Raw genomic sequence first — 19,617 nt, forward strand, 5'->3', positions numbered from 1 at the left:
ACTCTGCTGCCTAGAAACTATATTTAGCCGTCATGTTGATGCGTGATACATCGGCTTCACGCCCATCAAAAGTTTCACGTTTTCCATGATGATATTCCGCGCCTAAATCGACGTTTTTCCAGGGGCTATAAATCCCATTAATGACGTAATCACTGAGGCGTTTGTTGCTTTCAGGATTAGCTTTGGCAAAATCTGAATCATCATCAAAGTTCACCACGCTGGCCGCAATATTGGCACGCCATTGTGGACTAAAGATATGTGAATAGCCTAGTGTCAAGCTATCAAATCGATTCAGCAGCAACTCTTTTTTAAGCGGATCGACTGAAAAATCACCGCCCCATGCCTCACCATCTGAGGTCGCTCCTTGGGTTAAAAAAGAAACAATGCGTTGATCACCGACCATATGATAATACTGGGCCTGAATGGAGTTTTGTGAATCAAAACGATAGCGTCCGCCTAAACCCACCCCCCAACCAATGTCTTCGATATCCTCAGTGGCACCTTGGGCTTGTTTTTCATTGACAAAACCATTAGCAATAATATGTGCTGGACCATTTTTATAGCTGTATTTGGCCGTTAATGCAGGTAAGGCAGATGAACGATCACCACCGCCCATATATTCTAAGGCCACATTGACACTATTTTCTGGATTAAGTTTCCAGCCATATTGGACTTGAGGGTGACGCACCACGGCATTGCCCAATAGTAAACTATAATCAACGGCATCGGTTGCCACCTCAATATTAGACATTAATGACGTGGTTTGACCAAAGGTCCAATTATAGGCATTCAAATATGCATGACGGATACGGAAATTACCATCACCACGACCGCCATTGCTCCAAAAGTCTGCTTCTATTTTAGCTTTAACATTTGGATTGCCGGCTAAATCTTTAATATTGATGCCAATACGGGTAGCCGCAGCGGTAAAATCTGAGCGTGTTGAATCCGGCTCATCAAAAGGCGCACGGTTAATTTGGTTAATAGTACGTCCACGTCCATTTGGACTGCTTTTAAAATCCACTGCACCATCAAAGCGTAATACCCCATAGACATCAACGTTATCACCTAAATCAATCAGCTTTTTAGTGCTATTTTGCTGTGCTTCAAGCTGTTGTTGTTGGGTGTGTAAATCGTGTTGTACCGCCACTTGACTATGCTGTAGCTCAGTTTGGGCTTGTTTTTGTTGCTGTAATTCAGTTTTTAGGGCATTAAGTTGCTGTTCTAACAGCAAAATGCGTTGTTCAGTACTGTCCATGGCAAAAGTTGACATCGCGGTTAAACTACAAGCACCCGCAAACAGTAATTTTTTCATAAATTATCCTTTTTATGTTTATATTTTTTATTGTACGATGGCGTACTTATACAGTACGCGCATCAATTAAAGCACATCCAGTGTGCTTTTGTAACTCTGAAAATGATAATTCAGGGACTATTTCAATGACATAGGCTTGACCCCCTTTAAGATCAATCGTGCATAAATCGGTATAAATGCGATCCACGCATTGCTGCCCAGTGATAGGGTAAGTTAACTGTTCTACGATTTTTGCTTCGCCGTGTTTGGTCAGATGTTCCATACACACGTAAATGCATTTTGCACCCACTGCTAAGTCCATGGCACCGCCTACGGCAGGGATGGCGTCTTCAGCACCTGTATGCCAATTGGCAAGATCACCATTGACTGCGACCTGAAATCCACCTAACACGCAAATATCCAAATGACCACCGCGCATAATGTCAAAAGAATCCCCATGATGCATAAAGCAGCCCCCGTTTAATAAGCTGACCAATTCTTTACCCGCGTTAATCAGATCAGGGTCTTGATCTTCAGGACTTAAGCAAGGGCCAAAAGCCAGTACCCCATTTTCCGAATGTAAAATGATTTCTTTATCTGCAGGTAAAAATTGCGCCACTTTGGTGGGTAAGCCAATGCCTAAATTGACGTAGCTGCCGTCTGGGATGTCGGCTGCAATGCGTGCCACAATTTGCTCTCGAGTACGTTTTTGCATCGTCTCTCCTTAGACTTTAATGACGTGTTGTACAAAGATGCCTGGGGTGATAATACTTTCTGGGTCGAGTTGCCCGAGTTCAAAGAGTTCTTTCACTTGTACGATAGTGGTCTTGGCGGCTTTGGCCATAATTGGCCCAAAATTACGTGCCGTTTTACGATAGGTTAAATTGCCCCAACGATCGGCCTGATGCGCTGAAATTAAGGCAAAGTCTGCTTCAATTGGATATTCAAGCACATAGTTTTTGCCATTAATTTGTCTGGTTTCTTTACCTTCTGCTAAAGCAGTGCCGTAACCTGTGGGGCTAAAAACCGCACCTAAGCCTGCACCTGCCGCTTGAATGCGGCAGGCAAGATTGCCTTGAGGCACAAGTTCGAGTTCAATTTTGCCTTGACGATATAATTCTTCAAAGACATTGGAATTGTTGGTTTTAGGAAAAGAACAGATCATTTTACTGACTCGTCCTTCCTCAAGTAAACGTGTTAAACCACGGTCACTGGATGCCGCATTATTGTTAATAATGGTCAGGTCACGCGTGCCTAGATCCAATAAACCTTCAATCAGTTCAATCGCTTGCCCGGTAATGCCAAAGCCACTGGTCATGATACGTGCGCCATCTGGAATTTGCTTTAATACATCATGCATATTGGGGCGAATTTTATTAATCATGGTGACGCTCCTTACTCCGCTTTTTGTGGATCGTATAAGCGATCTTTAATGAATAAGGCAGGAATAAGACCACAGAAGAAGTAGGCTGCGCCCATTAATAATAAACCGGTACCAATAGAACCATTCATTGCTAAATAGCCAATCGCAAGCGGTGCAAAAATCGCCCCGACACGGCCAATATTATAGGCACCGCCGACCGCTGTACCACGAAACGCAGTTGGGAAACTCTCAGTTAAATAGGTGGCATTAATGGCATACGGGATACCATATAAGAATCCAAAGATAATCATTAAGATGCCAATATTTTCAGGCGTATGCATATATACAACGACTGGAATGAAAATCGCGGTTCCCATAGTGCCAAAGGCAAATACTGCACGGCGCCCGATTTTATCGGCGACATAACCTGCAATTACTTTGGCAAAGATCATGGTGGCATAGGTGCCCATCATATACACAGCCATGTCTTTAAATTTGATGCCCATTTCTGCTTCTAAATATGACGGTAACCAGTTACTCACGCCAAAATAACCAAATAACAAGAAGCCTGAACTCAGTGACCATAAGATCATCATACGACCATGCTGTTTGTCTTTTAAAATGGCCAGATAAGGATTGCCTTTTTGAGTCGTTAAATCTTGCAGTTGCCCTGAACGACGCAGCGCATTGACCTGTTTCCATGATTCAGGCTCAGGTACCATAAAGTACATCAACACACCCAATAACACAGGGGCAATGGTGATGAAATACAGGGTACGCCAGCCATATTCAGGAATAATCCAACCTGACAGCATGGTAATCGCTAATGAACCTAGGGTATAACCTGTCATTAACGCAGCTAAAATGGTGGTACGGTGTTTGGTTGGTACGTACTCCGACATTAAGGTATTACAGGCAATATATAAGCAGCCTAAACCAAAACAGGCTAAGGTACGCAATATGGCAAACTCGACATAGGATTGGGCAAAGCCTGAATACGCCGATAAAATTGAAAATGAAATGGTGGAAATCACAATCACTTTGACACGGCCAAAACGGTCACAGGCCCAGCCACCTAGAAATCCGCCTACACCCATACCAATTAAAGACCAACTGCCGAGTGCCCCTGCTTGAACGCTGGTTAAGCCCCATTCGGCTTTTAGACTGGTCAGGGTAAAGGCCAAAATGCCGATATCGGCACCATCACAGAGTAAAATAAAAAAGGCAAAAATAAAGGCGGTGATCCAAACACGACGCGGCGTTTCTGCCAGCGCCTGCGGTGTTGTAATTGCTTCTGTTGTCATTGTTCTATCCTCAAAGAGAAAACGCCACATCCTGTGGCGTTATATAGATTTAAGCTTAGCTGGCTTCTTTCATCATATTTTTAGCAATAATAATTTGTTGGACTTGGGTGGTGCCTTCATAGAGGCGGAATAAGCGCACGTCACGGTAAAAACGTTCAATGGCATATTCACTGATATAACCTGAGCCGCCATGAATTTGTACACAGCGATCCGCGACGCGACCACACATTTCAGTGGCAAACATTTTGGCGCATGAAGCTTCTGTACTAATATTTTGACCTGCATCACGGCGTTTTGCAGCATCAAAGACCATACATTTAGCAGCATAAATTTCTGCTTTCGAATCTGCCAACATCGCTTGCACCAACTGGAAGTCGGCAATCGCTTGACCAAATTGTTTACGCTCTAAGGCATATTGCAGCGCATCTTCTAGCATACGTTCGGCAATGCCCACGCTATAAGCGGCAATATGTAGGCGGCCTTTGTCTAAAACCTTCATCGCGGTTTTAAAGCCCACGCCTTCAACCCCACCAATCAGTTGATCTTGATGGACACGGCAATTGTCAAAAATGACATCACAGGTATAAGAGCCATGTTGGCCCATTTTTTTATCCACCTTACCTAAAGACAGACCCGGTGTACCTGCTTCGACCAAAAAGGCTGAAATCCCGCCTGCGCCTTTAATGTCAGGATTGGTACGTGCCATGACGGTAAAGGTCGAGGCGCGTGGCGCATTGGTAATAAATCGTTTAGTACCATTTAAGATGTAATACTCACCGTCTTTGACGGCTGTGGTTTTTAGTGATGCTGCATCTGAACCAGAATCAGGCTCTGTTAAACAAAATGAACCAATGATGTCACCGCTGGCATAACGTGGTAGGTACTTTTGTTTTTGCGCTTCTGTACCATCAATTAAAATACCACTTGAGCCAATACCGTTATTGGTACCAATTAAGGAACGAAAAGCCGGTGATGTGTGTCCAAGTTCAATCGCGACATAGACTTCTTCTTCCATGGTGATGCCTAAACCACCATATTCTTCTGGAATGGTTAAACCAAATAAACCCAAATCGCGCATTTGCTGAATAATATGTTCAGGAATTTCTTTGGTTTCATCGACTTGATGTTCAATCGGTACCAATTCTTTTTTGACAAAGTTGCGAATGGTATTCAGTAATTGATCTAACATTTCTTGATCACGAATCATGGCTCAGATCCTCTATTTATTGTTACATTGCAGCAATCCTGCTGCATTTTTATTAAAATTTCGTTATGCGAAATATAGTAATCATAAATATGAGCATTAAACAAGCAGAAAGCTATAAAAAAATTATTTTTTTGGTTAAAAATTTGCTTTTACAGTTTTTTAAACATAAAAATTAAAAAAAACTTGCTAAAAAAGCAGAAAAAACGTAATTATGAATTAAAACAAATTTTCACGATGCAAAATAAAAACAAGGAAAACCTATGCAACAGGTGGTTAAAATTGAAAAACAGCAGCATGTAGCTGTGGTGACGATCCATCGCCCTGAAGCGAAAAATGCCTTAAATACCCAAGTTCGCCAAAGTTTGGCAGAAGCTTTCCGTGATTTAAGTGACGATGCGGACGTACGTGCCATTGTATTAACCGGTGGTGAACACGATTTTGCTGCAGGGGCAGATCTCAAAGAACTCGCCAGTGCAGAGCCGATTCAAATGATGCAGCGTCGTACTGAACGTTATTGGTCTGCCATTTCGCAATGTCCAAAACCGGTGATTGCGGCCGTCAATGGCTATGCGCTCGGTGGCGGCTGTGAACTGGCGATGCATGCTGACATTATTATTGCCGGAAAAAGTGCCCATTTCGGTCAACCTGAAGTCAAAGTTGGGGTCATGCCAGGTGCTGGCGGCACGCAGCGTCTGTTTCGTGCCGTAGGTAAGTTTCATGCTATGCGTATGATCTTAACCGGTTGTTTAGTGCCAGCCGAAGAAGCCTATGCGATGGGTTTAGTGTCGCAGGTCACTGAAGACAGTGAAACCATTAATACCGCAGTCAAAATGGCGCAAGGTTTAGCAAAATTGCCACCGATTGCCTTAGAACAAATTAAAGAGGTGGCGTTAATGGCCGAAGATTTGCCACTTTCAGCAGGTTTGAGTTTAGAGCGTAAATCTTTCCAACTGCTGTTTGCTTCACAAGATCAAAAAGAAGGCATGCAGGCCTTTATTGAAAAACGTAAACCCGCTTATCAAGGACGATAAACATGAGTCTTCATATTGAGAAAATTGCCGTGATTGGCGTGGGCACCATGGGTGCAGGCATTGCGCAAATTGCCATTCAATCAGGACATGAGGTGTGGCTATATGATGCCAAAGCAGGTGCGGCGCAGGAGGCACAGCAAAAACTGAGCCAAACCTTAAAACAATTGGCGGATAAAGGTAAATTTAGCCATGCCAAAGCTGAGCAAGATTTAGCACGTTTACATATTGCCAATGCGTTGTCTGATTTAAGTGATTGTGATTTAGTGGTTGAAGCGATTATTGAAAATCTTGAGATTAAACAAGATTTAATGCTGCAACTAGAACAGGTATTAAAAGCCGATGCAGTGATTGCATCGAATACTTCATCTTTATCCATTACTGCAATTGCTGCTAAATGTCAGCAACCTGAGCGCGTCGCCGGTTATCATTTCTTTAACCCAGTACCCTTAATGAAAGTGGTAGAAGTGATTCAAGGTTTTTACACCCGTGATGATATTGTACAGGCGTTGGTGCAGTTGTCTGAAAAAATGGGCCATCGTCCAGTCGTTGCTAAAGACACCCCAGGATTTATTATTAACCATGCAGGGCGTGCTTTTGGGACAGAAGCGTATGCGATTCTATCGGAGCAAGTGGCTGAATTTTATGAGATCGACCGAATTTATCGTGACGGTATTGGCTTTAAAATGGGTCCATTTGAACTCGGTGACTTAACGGGCATGGATGTTTCCCATCCAGTCAGTGAGTCGATTTATCAGCAGTACTATCATGAGCCGCGTTATCGCCCGAACATTAATACCCGTCAGCGTTACATTGCTAAGCAACTGGGCCGTAAAACTGGGCAAGGCTTCTATGATTATCGCAGTGGACAAAAACAAGGCGATGTCGCGCCTGTCTTTGTCGGTCGCTTAAATGATTATCCAAGTGTTTGGCTTGGTGCAGACTTTGCTCAAGATGCTGAAGAATTAAAGCGCTATCTCAATGCACAGCAGATTCGTCTTGACACCCAAGCGCAGCCGCAAGCCAATAGCTTAGTATTATTGGCCTGTTATGGCGAAGATGCCACCACAGCAGCACAGCGCTATGCCGTAAATCCAGAGCAAGTGGTGTGTATTGATCTGCTCTATGGCTTAGATAAGCATCGTACCTTAATGCCATCTTTAGTCACGGCACCTCATCTGTTACATGCTGCGCATTCGATCTTTAATTTAGATGGTCAAAGCTTAACAGTCATTGAGGAAAGTCTAGGGTTTGTGGCGCAGCGTGTCATGGCAATGATTGTCAATTTAGGCTGTGATATTGCGCAGCAAAAAATTGCCACAGTGGATGATATCAATGCCGCGGTACGTTTAGGTTTGGGCTATCCATACGGACCAATTGAATGGGGCGATGTATTGGGTGGTGAGAAAATTTTAACCATTTTAGAGCGTATTAGTCAGATTAGTCATGATCCACGTTATCGTCCAAGTCCATGGTTACGTCGCCGTGTGCAACTGGGCTTAAAACTTAACCATCAACCACAACATCAACAAGAACAAGCTGCTTAATAGGGATATTTAACATGTTAAATGCATATATTTACGATGGATTACGTTCACCATTTGGTCGTCATGGCGGTGCACTTGCACCTGTGCGTGCCGATGACTTAGCTGCATCTGTGATTAAAAGTTTACTCGATAAAACCAAAATTCCAGCTCATGAAGTGGAAGATGTCATTCTAGGCAGTACCAACCAAGCTGGTGAAGACAGTCGTAATGTGGCACGTTTTGCGGCCTTGTTGGCGGGCATGCCAGTGACTGTACCTGGGCAAACCGTTAACCGTTTATGTGCCTCAGGTTTAGGGGCGGTGATTGATTCAGCGCGTGCGATTACCTGTGGTGAAGGTGATTTATATATTGCCGGTGGTGTGGAAAGTATGACCCGTGCGCCATTTGTGATGGCGAAAACTGAGTCAGCTTTTGGGCGTGATGTGAAAATTTATGACACCACGATTGGTACGCGCTTCCCAAATCCAAAATTTACCGCAATTTTTGGTGCACACAGCATGCCAGAAACGGGTGATAACGTCGCGGTAGAATATGGGATTAGTCGTGAACAAGCTGATCAATTTGCGGCAGCCTCACAAGCCAAATATCAAGCTGCTAAAGCCGCAGGTTTCTTTGATGGCGAAATCACCCCAATTGAAGTGCCACAAGGTAAAAAATTGCCGCCTAAACAGGTATTGGAAGATGAGCATCCACGCCCAAGTTCAGACTTTGCCGCATTGCAAAATTTAAAACCATTATTTGAAGGAGGGGTGGTCACTGCAGGCAATGCCTCAGGTATTAATGACGGTGCTGCAGCTTTGCTGATTGGCAGTGAGCAAGTGCAACATAAATATGGTTTAAAACCATTAGCGAAAATTATTTCTGCAGCAGCGGCAGGCATTGAACCTCGTATTATGGGTGCAGGGCCAGTCGATGCGATTAAAAAAGCGGTACAGCGTGCCAATTTAAGCCTTGATGATATGGATGTCATTGAAATTAATGAAGCCTTCGCTTCACAAGTCTTATCGTGTCTTAAAGGTTTAAATGTCGATTTAAATGACCCAAGAGTCAATCCAAATGGTGGTGCAATTGCTGTGGGCCATCCTTTAGGTTGTTCGGGTGCACGTTTAGCGTTGACCACAGCCCGCCACTTACAACGTACAGGCAAAAAGTACGCCGTGGTGAGCTTATGTATTGGCCTTGGACAAGGTCTAGCAATGGTACTTGAAAATCAAGCTGCTTAAACTCAAAATTGCCATAGAATTTCGTTTTCTATGGCATTTGTTTTGAATAGTGAAATAAAATGTTATCATTTTCAGCAGTATAATTTTATTTAGGTGAGTCATCGATGCAGACTGAAGCGCAAGAACCAACAAAAAAAATTAATCTTGATGAGATTCGCCTAGATCCAATTTCCCATATCCACCGCGAAAATAATCCGCAATTTATTGCATCGCTTGCGCGTGGTTTAGAAATTTTACGTTGTTTTTCAGCAACGAATCAGGTTCTAGGTAATCTTGAACTGTCTACCATGACAGGTCTACCCAAACCCACCATTGCCCGTATTACCAATACTTTAGTGTCATTGGGCTATTTAAAGCAGCTTAATAATTCCACCAAATACACCTTGGATATTGGTGTATTGGCCTTAGGTTATGCTGCATTGTCGAATATTTCGGCGCGCGTGCATGCACATCCTTTTATGGAAGCGATGGCAGAATATGCTCAAGCTCCTGTGGCGATGGCAACCCGTGATCGCTTAAATATGATGTATTTAGATGTAGTACAACATGATTTAACCTTAACCATGCGTCGCCCGATTGGCTCAACCTTACCCTTGCATTCAAGTGCCATGGGGCGTGCCTGTTTAGCTGCAATGGAACACAGCGAACGCAATTTTTTAATGGATGCTTTGGCCAAGCGCCACGGTGATGACTGGCCGCAAATTAAACGTAATTTAGAACGCGCTTTCCGTGATTATCAAGATTATGGCTATTGTTTATCGATTGGTGAATGGCATAAGGATGTCAATTCGGTAGCTGTGCCACTGGTACATTCTAAACACGGTTTATTGGTATTTAACTGTGGTGCGCCAAGTTATTTACTCAGCCAAGAAAAACTAGAAAATGAAATTGGTCCACGCTTGATTCATATGGTGCACAATATTCAAGAGGCACTAAATATGAGTTAAGCCAAGGCGCCGTGAATACGGCGCTATTTTTTTAAGCTTCATTGGGCTGGGCAACAATTAATAAGGTTGCTGAACCATACGCATAAATTTTGCCTTCTGCATCGACAATGCGTCCCTCAGAAGTTAATACATTACGACCTGTACGAATCACTTCACCAATGGCGGTATAGGTTTGACCGCTTTGCATGCCTTTAAGCATTTTAACATTTAAATCAATGGTGGAAAATTTTACCCCTTTGCCCACGGTGGTATGTACAGCTGCGCCTGTGGCACTGTCTAAAACTGTGGCGCAAAAGCCACCATGAATGCCTTGTTGTAAATTGAGATGCCGCTCATCGGGTGTCACTTCATATTCAATGTATTGGGGTTTGACCACGGTTAACCGCATAGGAATAATGTCTGCCATGGCAGAGCCCGGAATTTGACCTTGTTGAATCGCAGTTAAATATTCTAAACCTGTCATTTGTTGGCTATCCATCAATTATTGTCCTTATTTTTATTTCGCTTTGTGAAATTATATTCTGTTTTATTTAAAATATGCTATAACAATAAAACACAATAATAACCAGCGTCAAGGATTACGCGATGACAATAAAACATCAGGTGAGCTCAGTTGAGTGGCAAGCACGTTGTGAATTAGCGGCACTGTATCGGGTGATTGCTTATTATAAAATGACTGATTTAATTGACACCCATATTAGCTATCGTTTACCTGATCAACCCGACCATTTTTTGATTAATCAATATGGGGTGGCATTTGAAAAAATGACTGCTTCAACTTTGGTCAAAATTGATCACGATGGGCAGACTGTTGCAGCTTATGATCAAGATAAACCGGTCAATCAAGCCGGCTTTGTCATTCATTCAGCAATTCATCATGCGCGTCCAGAAATTGATTGTGTGATTCATACCCATACCGCAGATGGCATTGCAATTTCAGCGCAAAAGCAAGGGCTGTTACCCATCTCGCAGCACGCGCTTAAATTTTATGACCAATTGGCTTATCACAGTTATGAGGGTATTGCCTTATCCACCGATGAACGTGAGCGTTTAGTCGCAGATTTAGGCAATAAACGTGCCATGATATTACGTAATCATGGTTTGTTAGCTGTGGGGGAGACGATTGCACGGGCTTTTCACGAAATTTATTTTTTAGAACGTGCCTGCCAAGCACAAGTCAAAGCCTTAAGTGGCGGCAGTGAATTGTATTATCCAGAGGTCGAAGTCTGTGAAAAAACCGCGCAGCAGTTTGCCAGTCCCTTGATTGAACCAATTTTACAGCGTGCTTGGCAAGCAGCATTGTCACTGATCGCCGAGCAGCAGGAGGATTATAGTCAATGATTCTGATCGCCAGCAGCCGACCTGAGGTCGAGAAAATTTTAATAAAAGTATTTGAAAAATATGCACCTGAGATACCGATTACCACACCCAATACGCCACAAGCGTTGCAGGCACGTACCGCTGCTTGTTGGTTTCCAGATCTCGCGCAGCTAAAGCAATTACCTCAATTACAGTTGTTACATTCGATTGCCGCTGGGGTGGAACATTTAGATTTAGCCCAGTTACATGCACCTTATCGGGTATGTCGGGTGTTGGATCAAGTCCATCAGCAAGGCATGCTGGATTATCTACTTTGGGGTGTGTTGTATTTTCAGCGTGCCTTTAACCATTATTTTGACCAAGCCCAACAGCGCATTTGGCAACAACATCGCCAGCGTAGCCGTCAAGAGTTATGTATTGGCGTCATGGGATTAGGGCATATGGGAGCATTTGTGGCACAGGCTTTAGCAGACTTGGGCTATCAAGTGCGTGGTTGGTCAAATTCTACTAAGCAACTATTAAATGTACAGAGTTTTGTAGGGCGAAATCAGCAAGCAAAGTTTTTAGCAGACTGCGACATTTTAATTAATTTATTGCCACTCACTGATGCGACCTATGCTCTTTTTGATCAGCAATTGTTTCAGCAGCTAAAAAAAGGTGCAGCTTTCATTCATTGTGGTCGTGGCCAGCATTTAGTTGAGCAAGATCTGCTTACTGCCCTTGATACAGGTCAATTATCAGGTGCAATTTTAGATGTGTTTGAACATGAACCTTTAGCTCCAACACATTCCTATTGGCAGCATCCTAAAATTGTGGTGACACCGCATATTGCCTCCCATGCACCTATGTCCGCCGTGTTAAAACAGATCATCGACAATGATTTTCGGCTGCAATCTGGACAAGATTTACGTCACGAAGTTGACCTAACACGCGGTTATTAAACATAAAAAAACAGAAACATATATATAGGCATGATCATGCAAACCATTCTCATTGAAAAAAATGCTGGCATTGGACGTCTCATCTTAAATCGTCCACAGCGCTTAAATAGTTTTAATGAAACTTTACATCAAGAATTGGCCAGTGCTTTTCACACCCTAAGCCAAGATTCCGAGGTACGGGTCATTGTGATTACTGGGCAAGGACGAGGCTTTTGTGCAGGGCAAGATTTAAGTGAAAGCTCCACAGAGCAGGGCATACCCTTGCCTTTAGAGGGTAGCTTAGAGCGTTATTATAATCCTTTAATTCAAAATATTCGTCACTCAGCCAAACCTGTGGTTGCGGCTGTCAATGGCGTGGCAGCAGGTGCAGGGGCAAATTTGGCTTTAGCCTGTGATGTAGTGATTGCAAAATACAGTGCACAATTTATTCAATCTTTTTGCAATATTGGCTTAGTCCCTGATGCAGGTGGGACATGGATGCTGCCTCGTTTGGTGGGTTATGCGAAAGCAGTCGGTTTAACCTTATTAGGGGAAGCCATTGATGCGCTTGAAGCTGAAAGAATCGGTATGATTTGGCAGGCAGTTGCTGATGATCAATTTGATGCGAAAGTGGATGCTTTATGCGAAAAATTGGCCCAGCGTCCCACGCAAGCGTTAGCTTTTACCAAACAGGCGCTGCAGCGTAGTAGTGAGCATAGCTTGGCGCAACAATTAGAACTAGAACGTAATTTACAATATTTTGCTTTGCATAGTTATGATTTTAAAGAAGGCGTGCAAGCATTTAAACAAAAACGTCCTGCAGTATTTTTAGGACGCTAGGAGATGTTATGCATACGCGTGTTACACAGTTATTAGGGATTGACTATCCGATTATCCAAGGTGGCATGATGTGGGTGGGTACAGCACAGTTGGCCAGTGCTGTATCCAATGCAGGTGGTTTAGGTACTCTGACAGCCTTAACCCAAGCTACACCAGATGCGCTCGCAGCAGAAATTGAGCGTTGCAAAAAGATGACCGATCAGCCATTTGCGGTCAATTTAACCTTGTTGCCTGCAATTAATCCTCCACCTTATGCCGACTATCGTCAAGTGATCATTGAGAGTGGGGTGAAAATTGTCGAAACCGCGGGCAATCGTCCTCATGAACACATTGAAGCCTTTAAAGCGCATGGCATTACTGTGATTCATAAATGTACCTCGGTACGTCACGCACTTTCTGCTGAACGTATTGGCGCAGATATGATCTCCATTGATGGCTTTGAATGTGCAGGACATCCAGGAGAAGATGATATTCCTGGGCTGGTGTTAATTCCAGCCGCCGCTGATCAAATTAAAGTGCCATTAATTGCCAGTGGTGGCTTTGCCGACGGCCGTGGTTTAGTGGCAGCATTGGCTTTAGGTGCAGAAGGTATTAATATGGGTACACGTTTTTGTGCGACTCAAGAAGCACCCATCCATCCACGGGTTAAACAATTTTATCTCGAGCAAGATGAACGAGCGACAGCATTACTGTATCGTCAATTTAAAAATACCGCGCGTGTTGCAAGAAATTCTGTGGCTGAGCAGGTGTTGCAAATCAGTCAAAATCCAGAGCTTACTTTTGATATGATCCGCCCTTTAGTCAGTGGTGCACGCGGTAAAACAGTGCTTGAAACGGGTGATCTTGATGCGGGTTTAATCAGTGCAGGTCAAGTGATGGGATTAATTCATGATCTACCCAGCTGTGATGCCTTAATTCAACGCATCATGCAAGATGCCCAGCAAATTATTCAACAACGTTTAAGTCAATTGCTCTAATTCTGAAAACTAGCATAATTTTTTTCACAGCAATTTCTAGAGAAAAGGCTAGATTTTTTTGAAGCAAGACACTATAGTATTTTTAGAATTAAATTTCGTTGTACGAAACTAAATAACAGAAAACCCAATAACAACAATGACAGACGCCAAAGGATTTAGCGATGCGACCATACCAAGCACCTTTAAAAGATATGCAGTTTGTACTTAATGATGTACTGAAAATTGAACAGCTGTATCAAGATTTGCCTCAATATCAAGATAAAGTTTCACAAGATCTGTTTGCTCAATATTTACAAGTGGCTGCTGATTTTTGTCAAAATGAATTATTACCTTTAAATGCCATTGGTGATCAGGAAGGTTGCCGTTTGGAAAATGGCGTGGTGACAACGCCTACGGGTTTTAAAGCGGCTTATCAACAGTATGTTGCATTAGGCTTTCCATCGCTAACGGGTGATGAACAATATGGTGGACAAGGTTTTCCTACCTTGCTCCGCATTGCGATGTCGGAAATGATTACCGCCACCAACTGGTCATGGGGCATGTATCCAGGCTTGGCGCATGGTGCAATGCGTACTTTAGAACATCATGGCAGCGAAGAGCAAAAGCAAAAGTTCTTGGTTCCGCTCTTAGAAGGACGTTGGACAGGCACGATGTGTTTAACAGAGTCACATGCAGGTTCGGATCTCGGTTTAATTCGTACCAAAGCTGTTCCACAAGCGGATGGCAGTTATGCGATTAGTGGCGAAAAAATCTTTATTTCAGCAGGTGATCATGATTTAGCTGAAAATATTGTGCATATTGTATTGGCACGTTTGCCAGATGCACCTAAAGGCACCAAAGGAATTTCGTTATTTATTGTGCCAAAATTTAAGCTAGATGAACACGGTCAAGTGGCACAGCCCAATGGCGTGATCTGTAGTGCGCTCGAACATAAGATGGGAATTCATGGTAATGCCACATGTGTTTTAAACTTTGATCAAGCCACAGGCTATTTAATTGGGCCTGAAAACCGTGGCTTAAATTGTATGTTTACCTTTATGAACTCAGCGCGTATTGGAACAGCCATTCAAGGTTTGGCGGCAGCGGAATCAGCTTACCAGGGCGCATTAAAATATGCCAAAGAACGTTTAGCCATGCGTGCCTTAACGGGACCTGAACGTCCTGATCTAGCTGCAGATCCGATTATTGTGCATCCTGCGGTACGTAATATGCTGTTAACCCAAAAGGTCTTTGCTGAAGGCTCACGCGCGTTGGCTTATTACTTGGCCAGCTATGCTGATTTAGCCGAAGCCTCGAGTAGTGACAGTGAAAAACAACAAGCAGAAGATCGATTAGCGTTGCTAACCCCAATTGCCAAAGCTTTTATGACCGAAACAGGTTTAGAGGCTACTAAACACGGTATGCAAATTTTTGGTGGGCATGGCTATATTGCCGAGCATGGTATGGAACAAGTAATGCGTGATGCGCGTATCGCGTGTTTGTACGAGGGCACTACAGAAATTCAAGCCATTGATTTATTGGCACGTAAAGTTTTAGGTTCGCAATTGGCCTTGTTACATCCAATGACCGATGAGATTCAAGCCTTTATCCAAAATCATCAACAGCACACTCAATTTGCTACTCAGTTTAAGCAACTTGGTGATTTAGTTAGTCAATGGCTAGAGTTAACTCAGTTTGTTGAACAACAGGCCAAGACCTCAGCCAATGAGATTGGTGCGGCTTCAGTCGATTACTTATATTTCTCAGGTTATGTGGTGTTTGCTTATTTATGGCTCAAAATGGCATTAGTTGCAGCCGATAAAGCACAAGATAGCCAAGATCCATTTTATGTAGCCAAAATAAAAACCAGCCAATTCTATTTTGAACGTATTTTACCGCGTACTTTAACCCATCGTGGCAACATCGTGGCAGGCAGCCAAAGCCTGTATTTACTCAGCCCTGATGAGTTTAAATTTGATTAAGTTTTTTCCCACCCACAATCTTGCCAATTGTGGGTTTTTTTATCACTGCGTAGGAGCACATCATGCACTTAGACGCAAAAGTACAACAATTCCAATATCAACAACAATCGATTCAGTTTTATGAAGCGGGTCAGCGTAGCCAGCATCCGACCCTTGTTTTAATTCATGGAACAGGTGGCAACACTGATCGCCATTTTAACTATATTTTTCCAATGCTTGCAGTGCATCAGCGAGTACTATCAATTGATTTGTATACCCCAGATTGCGATGATCTTGAAGTTCACGATTTTAGTGTCCAAGTGGCAAGCTTAATTGCCGAGCAAATTGCGTCCGATGAAAAGATCACTTTGGTGGGTTACTCGCTAGGCGCCGTGATTGCCGCGCAAACTGCTGCAGAGTTGGGCGAGCGTATTTCACGCTTAATTTTATTGGCAGGTTGGGCCAAAACCAGTTCGGTACAGCAATTACGTAATCATGTTTGGCAGACTTTATTTGAAGAACGCTCGCAAGCTTTAGCGCATTTTATTAATTACTGTTTATACAGTGATCAATATTTATCGTTACGTAATGAACAGCAAGTCCTCGATTTGGCTCGTTTTGTGACCCCTTCTAAGGACGCAGCCAAACAGCGTCTTTTAAATTGTCGCATTGATATTACTGAAAAATTAAATCAAATCAGTGCAGAAACTTTGATCGTGGCCTGCACACAAGATCGTATGATTCCTTATGCGCAAGGCAAATTACTCTTTGCTGGGATCAGAAATAGTCGCTATAGCGAAATTCAATCTGGACACGCCTTATATATTGAAGCACCGGCAGAAGTAGTGCGCTTAATTAACCTGTTTAGTCAACATGCGGAACGCTATCACCCCCACAGTCATTTAGCTGCAGTCATGCCTTAAGGAGAAGCTTTGTATGCAACATTATCAGATTTTAATTGTTGGCACTGGTTTTGGCGGTTTGGGCATGGCCATCCGTTTAAAACAACAAGGGATTGAAAATTTTAGATTAATTGAGCGTGCGGCTGAGGTTGGTGGCACATGGCGGGATAATACCTATCCGGGGGTCGCCTGTGATGTACCGTCGCACCTGTATTCATTTTCATTTATCCAAAATCCAAATTGGTCACGCGTGTTTCCACAAGGACAAGAAATACAACACTATTTGATACAAGCTTGTGATGATCAACATATTCGTGAACATATTGATTTTAATACCACTTTAGAATGTGCCACATGGCAAAGTGAGCAAAAACGTTGGCATATTCAAACCTCAAAAGGCCAGTACAGTGCTGACTTTTTAATTACTGCAACCGGACATTTAGCTGATGAACGTGTACCTGAGATTCAAGGCATTGAACAGTTTCAAGGCCATATTATGCATTCAGCACGCTGGCAGCATGACTTAGAGTTAAAAGGTCAACGCGTGGCGGTGATTGGCTCTGGTGCGTCTGCGGTACAATTGGTACCTGAAGTCGCCAAACAAGCCAAACAGTTGACTGTGTTTCAACGCAGTGCACCTTATATTTTACCGCGTCCCGACCGAGCCTATAGCACGCTTGAAAAGCAACTGTTTGCTAAAGATCCTGCCAGTATGGCACAGCTACGCCATGAGATTTTTTGGGGCAATGAATATAACTTTGCTCAGCGGCGCAATGTGAGCAGCCAAGTTGAGCGGGTCAAAAAAAATTGCTTAAACTTTTTAGCCAAACAAGTCCCTGACCCCGCGTTAAGAGCCAAACTGACTCCTAATTATCAACCGGGCTGTAAACGTTTATTATTATCTAATCACTATTATCCGACTTTTCTGGAACCCCATGTTCACCTTGAAGATGCCGCCTTAGCCAGTGTCAGTCCACATCAAGTCATTAGCGAAAATGGCAATGCTTATGACGTTGATGTGATTATCTTTGCCACTGGTTTTGAGGCGGCACGACCACCTTATGCCAGTAAAGTGTTGGGTAAACATGGTCTAAGTTTAGAACAACAATGGCAACAGGGCATGCAAGGTTATCAATCTACTGCGGTGCATAATTTTCCCAATTTATTTATTTTAAATGGCCCAAATACTGCCACCGGTCATAACTCCGCCCTGTATTTTTTAGAAGTGCAATTTGATTTAATTTTAGATGCCTTACAATTTTTTAAACAGGAAAATATTCAGACCTTTGAAGCTGATGCACAAGCTGAAGCGGATTATATGGCCGATTTACACACACTAGCACAAGGCAGTGTTTGGCTATCGGAAGGATGTAAAAGTTGGTATTTGGATCCAGTAAGCCGTAAATTGACTTTGATCTGGCCTGACTATGCGCATTCTTTTCGTGACCAAAACCAGTATTTCAAGCGCAGTGGCTATCATTATCAATATCGACAGCAGCAAACTGTAGCTTAAGCACAGGCTTGAGTTAAAAAAAGCGCCTAAGATTGGCGCTTTTTTTAATACAACATGACGATTTAAAATTGTGGAGAAATAGCTCTGGCACTAGTACTTATATATTTATTTACGATAACCATGCTCGCGAAGGCATTCATCTAATTGAGCGCCATGCTGGGTGTTGTTCAGTTTTGCTAAAGAGTGATTAATAGTAAATGATTATATTGACAAATATGGACATACATATACAATATGGGTATTAAATTTCAAACTACTTATGATGAGAAACTTAACTGTAAGCCTAAAGAAAGTAGAGCAAGACCTCGCTTATTTTGTATCCCCTAACAATAAAGATGGATTTATTAAGGAATTTGCATCATGGGTATATAGTGAGTGGTCAAAGAACGATTTCTATGAAACTGATATTATAGATTTAGGCTATGACTGTTCTTCGCACCCTGAAAAAACAAATCAATCGCTCTCCGATAAATGCCCCACTTATGCAGAATTTATTAATGCAAACACAGGATTTTCTGAATGTACTCACGTTTCAGGACAGGGTATGCGGTGCCAAGTATATGAAGAAAAATTATTAGAGGTTTTTGGTGAAGCTACTGCAAAAAAAATAGATGAATTAGTCGAGCTATACAAACTAGAAGTACCTGAAAAATACAAAAAAGATGCTGAAAGCATTAGTGAATTAATTTTTCTTGAACTGGTAGACCATTCAATTGATTCAGAGCTTTATGAGGTTTGTGAAGATATTTTATTTAAATATAATCAGCTAGGAGTCGCATCATTCCCTTATACATGCCCTATTGATGGATGGGATAATGATAAAGCCTTATACTGTGATGAATCCATATTTAAAGACTATACTCTTGAGGATTTTAAGAAGTTAGCGGAGATTGATTAATGTATTCTCCTGCTAAATTCGGTGAAATGATTGGAAAGTCAGTCAAAACCCTACAAAGATGGGATGCAGAAGGTATTTTAGTTGCGTATCGAAGTCCTAAGAACCGTAGATACTATACACACGACCAATATCTTGAATATATTGGAATAAAGGCAAACGAAGAAAAATCATCAGTAATTGTTTATTCAAGGGTATCTAGTGTTGCTCAAAAACCTGATTTAGTTAATCAGGTGGCAGCTTTGGAAACCTTTTGTACTGCAAATGGTTATACTATTGATGATTGGGTGTCGGAAATTGGAAGTGGTTTGAATTATAAAAGAAAGAAATTCAATCAGCTTTTTCTTGATATTGAAATGGGTAAAGTTTCAATGCTTGTCATAGCTCACAAAGATCG

At 42.6% G+C, this 19,617-nt stretch carries 19 protein-coding genes; 13 read left to right on the forward strand and 6 right to left on the reverse strand.

Going from position 1 to position 19,617, the window contains the following annotated elements; all coding sequences use genetic code 11:
- Positions 1–10: 10 nt before the first annotated feature.
- The 5 genes from CYK47_RS09620 to CYK47_RS09640 are packed head-to-tail and all read right to left on the reverse strand — an operon-like array spanning position 11 to position 5,168.
- Positions 11–1,315 (reverse strand): DcaP family trimeric outer membrane transporter, encoded by a 1,305-nt coding sequence (locus tag CYK47_RS09620; protein ID WP_122901200.1) that lies wholly within the window; start codon positions 1,313–1,315, stop codon positions 11–13.
- A 46-nt stretch (positions 1,316–1,361) separates the two neighbouring features.
- Positions 1,362–2,009: a 3-oxoacid CoA-transferase subunit B gene (locus CYK47_RS09625; protein WP_122901202.1), complete on the reverse strand. Its 648-nt coding sequence runs from the start codon at positions 2,007–2,009 to the stop codon at positions 1,362–1,364.
- A 9-nt stretch (positions 2,010–2,018) separates the two neighbouring features.
- On the reverse strand, positions 2,019–2,678 hold the full coding sequence (locus tag CYK47_RS09630) for a 3-oxoacid CoA-transferase subunit A (RefSeq protein WP_122901204.1): 660 nt from the start codon (positions 2,676–2,678) through the stop codon (positions 2,019–2,021).
- A gap of 11 nt (positions 2,679–2,689) precedes the next feature.
- Positions 2,690–3,961 carry an MFS transporter gene (locus CYK47_RS09635; protein WP_122901206.1) on the reverse strand — a complete coding sequence of 424 codons (1,272 nt, stop codon included), beginning with the start codon at positions 3,959–3,961 and terminating at the stop codon, positions 2,690–2,692.
- A gap of 55 nt (positions 3,962–4,016) precedes the next feature.
- A complete protein-coding gene (locus CYK47_RS09640; RefSeq protein WP_122901208.1) occupies positions 4,017–5,168 on the reverse strand; it encodes an acyl-CoA dehydrogenase family protein in 1,152 nt (383 codons plus the stop codon).
- Positions 5,169–5,428: 260 nt separating this feature from the next.
- On the opposite strand from CYK47_RS09640, the gene CYK47_RS09645 reads away from it, so the two are divergent.
- From CYK47_RS09645 to CYK47_RS09660, 4 genes are all read left to right on the forward strand, one after another.
- On the forward strand, positions 5,429–6,199 hold the full coding sequence (locus tag CYK47_RS09645; protein WP_122901211.1) for an enoyl-CoA hydratase: 771 nt from the start codon (positions 5,429–5,431) through the stop codon (positions 6,197–6,199).
- 2 nt (positions 6,200–6,201) lie between these two features.
- Positions 6,202–7,743, forward strand: coding sequence for a 3-hydroxyacyl-CoA dehydrogenase (locus tag CYK47_RS09650; RefSeq protein WP_122901213.1), 1,542 nt, complete (start codon positions 6,202–6,204; stop codon positions 7,741–7,743).
- 14 nt (positions 7,744–7,757) lie between these two features.
- Positions 7,758–8,966 carry a 3-oxoadipyl-CoA thiolase gene (locus CYK47_RS09655; RefSeq protein ID WP_122901214.1) on the forward strand — a complete coding sequence of 403 codons (1,209 nt, stop codon included), beginning with the start codon at positions 7,758–7,760 and terminating at the stop codon, positions 8,964–8,966.
- A gap of 104 nt (positions 8,967–9,070) precedes the next feature.
- Positions 9,071–9,913 (forward strand): IclR family transcriptional regulator, encoded by an 843-nt coding sequence (locus tag CYK47_RS09660; protein ID WP_122901216.1) that lies wholly within the window; start codon positions 9,071–9,073, stop codon positions 9,911–9,913.
- Positions 9,914–9,944: 31 nt separating this feature from the next.
- On the opposite strand, the gene CYK47_RS09665 is transcribed toward CYK47_RS09660, so the two are convergent.
- Positions 9,945–10,391, reverse strand: coding sequence for a PaaI family thioesterase (locus CYK47_RS09665; protein WP_122901218.1), 447 nt, complete (start codon positions 10,389–10,391; stop codon positions 9,945–9,947).
- Positions 10,392–10,498: 107 nt separating this feature from the next.
- On the opposite strand from CYK47_RS09665, the gene CYK47_RS09670 reads away from it, so the two are divergent.
- The 9 genes from CYK47_RS09670 to CYK47_RS09710 all read left to right on the forward strand — a co-directional run.
- A complete protein-coding gene (locus CYK47_RS09670; protein ID WP_122901220.1) occupies positions 10,499–11,254 on the forward strand; it encodes a class II aldolase/adducin family protein in 756 nt (251 codons plus the stop codon).
- On the forward strand, positions 11,251–12,174 hold the full coding sequence (locus CYK47_RS09675) for a 2-hydroxyacid dehydrogenase (RefSeq protein ID WP_122901222.1): 924 nt from the start codon (positions 11,251–11,253) through the stop codon (positions 12,172–12,174). The genes CYK47_RS09670 and CYK47_RS09675 overlap by 4 nt, the downstream gene beginning before the upstream one ends.
- Positions 12,175–12,204: 30 nt before the next feature.
- On the forward strand, positions 12,205–12,993 hold the full coding sequence (locus CYK47_RS09680) for an enoyl-CoA hydratase-related protein (protein ID WP_122901224.1): 789 nt from the start codon (positions 12,205–12,207) through the stop codon (positions 12,991–12,993).
- 8 nt (positions 12,994–13,001) lie between these two features.
- Positions 13,002–13,970, forward strand: coding sequence for an NAD(P)H-dependent flavin oxidoreductase (locus CYK47_RS09685; RefSeq protein ID WP_122901226.1), 969 nt, complete (start codon positions 13,002–13,004; stop codon positions 13,968–13,970).
- A 161-nt stretch (positions 13,971–14,131) separates the two neighbouring features.
- The gene (locus tag CYK47_RS09690) at positions 14,132–15,931 is read left to right on the forward strand and encodes an acyl-CoA dehydrogenase C-terminal domain-containing protein (protein ID WP_122901228.1); all 1,800 of its coding nucleotides are present in this window, start codon (positions 14,132–14,134) and stop codon (positions 15,929–15,931) included.
- Positions 15,932–15,993: 62 nt separating this feature from the next.
- Positions 15,994–16,833 (forward strand): alpha/beta fold hydrolase, encoded by an 840-nt coding sequence (locus tag CYK47_RS09695; protein ID WP_122901229.1) that lies wholly within the window; start codon positions 15,994–15,996, stop codon positions 16,831–16,833.
- A 13-nt stretch (positions 16,834–16,846) separates the two neighbouring features.
- Complete coding sequence (locus CYK47_RS09700; protein WP_122901231.1) at positions 16,847–18,325, forward strand: flavin-containing monooxygenase; 1,479 nt, start codon at positions 16,847–16,849, stop codon at positions 18,323–18,325.
- A 259-nt stretch (positions 18,326–18,584) separates the two neighbouring features.
- Positions 18,585–19,223, forward strand: a complete 639-nt coding sequence (locus CYK47_RS09705) for a hypothetical protein (RefSeq protein WP_228722500.1) — start codon at positions 18,585–18,587, stop codon at positions 19,221–19,223.
- Positions 19,223–19,617, forward strand: a 395-nt coding sequence (locus CYK47_RS09710) for an IS607 family transposase (RefSeq protein ID WP_122901233.1), incomplete at its 3' end; no start/stop codon positions are given. The genes CYK47_RS09705 and CYK47_RS09710, both read left to right, overlap by 1 nt.

The sequence above is a fragment of the Acinetobacter sp. B51(2017) genome (assembly GCF_003711395.1).
GTDB lineage: Bacteria > Pseudomonadota > Gammaproteobacteria > Pseudomonadales > Moraxellaceae > Acinetobacter.

Bases quoted from the DNA above. Each gene is read 5' to 3' on its own strand.
- CYK47_RS09620 (WP_122901200.1), bottom strand. From the start codon at position 1,315: ATGAAAAAATTACTGTTTGCGGGTGCTTGTAGTTTAACCGCGATGTCA.
- CYK47_RS09625 (WP_122901202.1), bottom strand. From the start codon at position 2,009: ATGCAAAAACGTACTCGAGAGCAAATTGTGGCACGCATTGCAGCCGAC.
- CYK47_RS09630 (WP_122901204.1), bottom strand. From the start codon at position 2,678: ATGATTAATAAAATTCGCCCCAATATGCATGATGTATTAAAGCAAATT.
- CYK47_RS09635 (WP_122901206.1), bottom strand. From the start codon at position 3,961: ATGACAACAGAAGCAATTACAACACCGCAGGCGCTGGCAGAAACGCCG.
- CYK47_RS09640 (WP_122901208.1), bottom strand. From the start codon at position 5,168: ATGATTCGTGATCAAGAAATGTTAGATCAATTACTGAATACCATTCGC.
- CYK47_RS09645 (WP_122901211.1), top strand. From the start codon at position 5,429: ATGCAACAGGTGGTTAAAATTGAAAAACAGCAGCATGTAGCTGTGGTG.
- CYK47_RS09650 (WP_122901213.1), top strand. From the start codon at position 6,202: ATGAGTCTTCATATTGAGAAAATTGCCGTGATTGGCGTGGGCACCATG.
- CYK47_RS09655 (WP_122901214.1), top strand. From the start codon at position 7,758: ATGTTAAATGCATATATTTACGATGGATTACGTTCACCATTTGGTCGT.
- CYK47_RS09660 (WP_122901216.1), top strand. From the start codon at position 9,071: ATGCAGACTGAAGCGCAAGAACCAACAAAAAAAATTAATCTTGATGAG.
- CYK47_RS09665 (WP_122901218.1), bottom strand. From the start codon at position 10,391: ATGGATAGCCAACAAATGACAGGTTTAGAATATTTAACTGCGATTCAA.
- CYK47_RS09670 (WP_122901220.1), top strand. From the start codon at position 10,499: ATGACAATAAAACATCAGGTGAGCTCAGTTGAGTGGCAAGCACGTTGT.
- CYK47_RS09675 (WP_122901222.1), top strand. From the start codon at position 11,251: ATGATTCTGATCGCCAGCAGCCGACCTGAGGTCGAGAAAATTTTAATA.
- CYK47_RS09680 (WP_122901224.1), top strand. From the start codon at position 12,205: ATGATCATGCAAACCATTCTCATTGAAAAAAATGCTGGCATTGGACGT.
- CYK47_RS09685 (WP_122901226.1), top strand. From the start codon at position 13,002: ATGCATACGCGTGTTACACAGTTATTAGGGATTGACTATCCGATTATC.
- CYK47_RS09690 (WP_122901228.1), top strand. From the start codon at position 14,132: ATGCGACCATACCAAGCACCTTTAAAAGATATGCAGTTTGTACTTAAT.
- CYK47_RS09695 (WP_122901229.1), top strand. From the start codon at position 15,994: ATGCACTTAGACGCAAAAGTACAACAATTCCAATATCAACAACAATCG.
- CYK47_RS09700 (WP_122901231.1), top strand. From the start codon at position 16,847: ATGCAACATTATCAGATTTTAATTGTTGGCACTGGTTTTGGCGGTTTG.
- CYK47_RS09705 (WP_228722500.1), top strand. From the start codon at position 18,585: ATGATGAGAAACTTAACTGTAAGCCTAAAGAAAGTAGAGCAAGACCTC.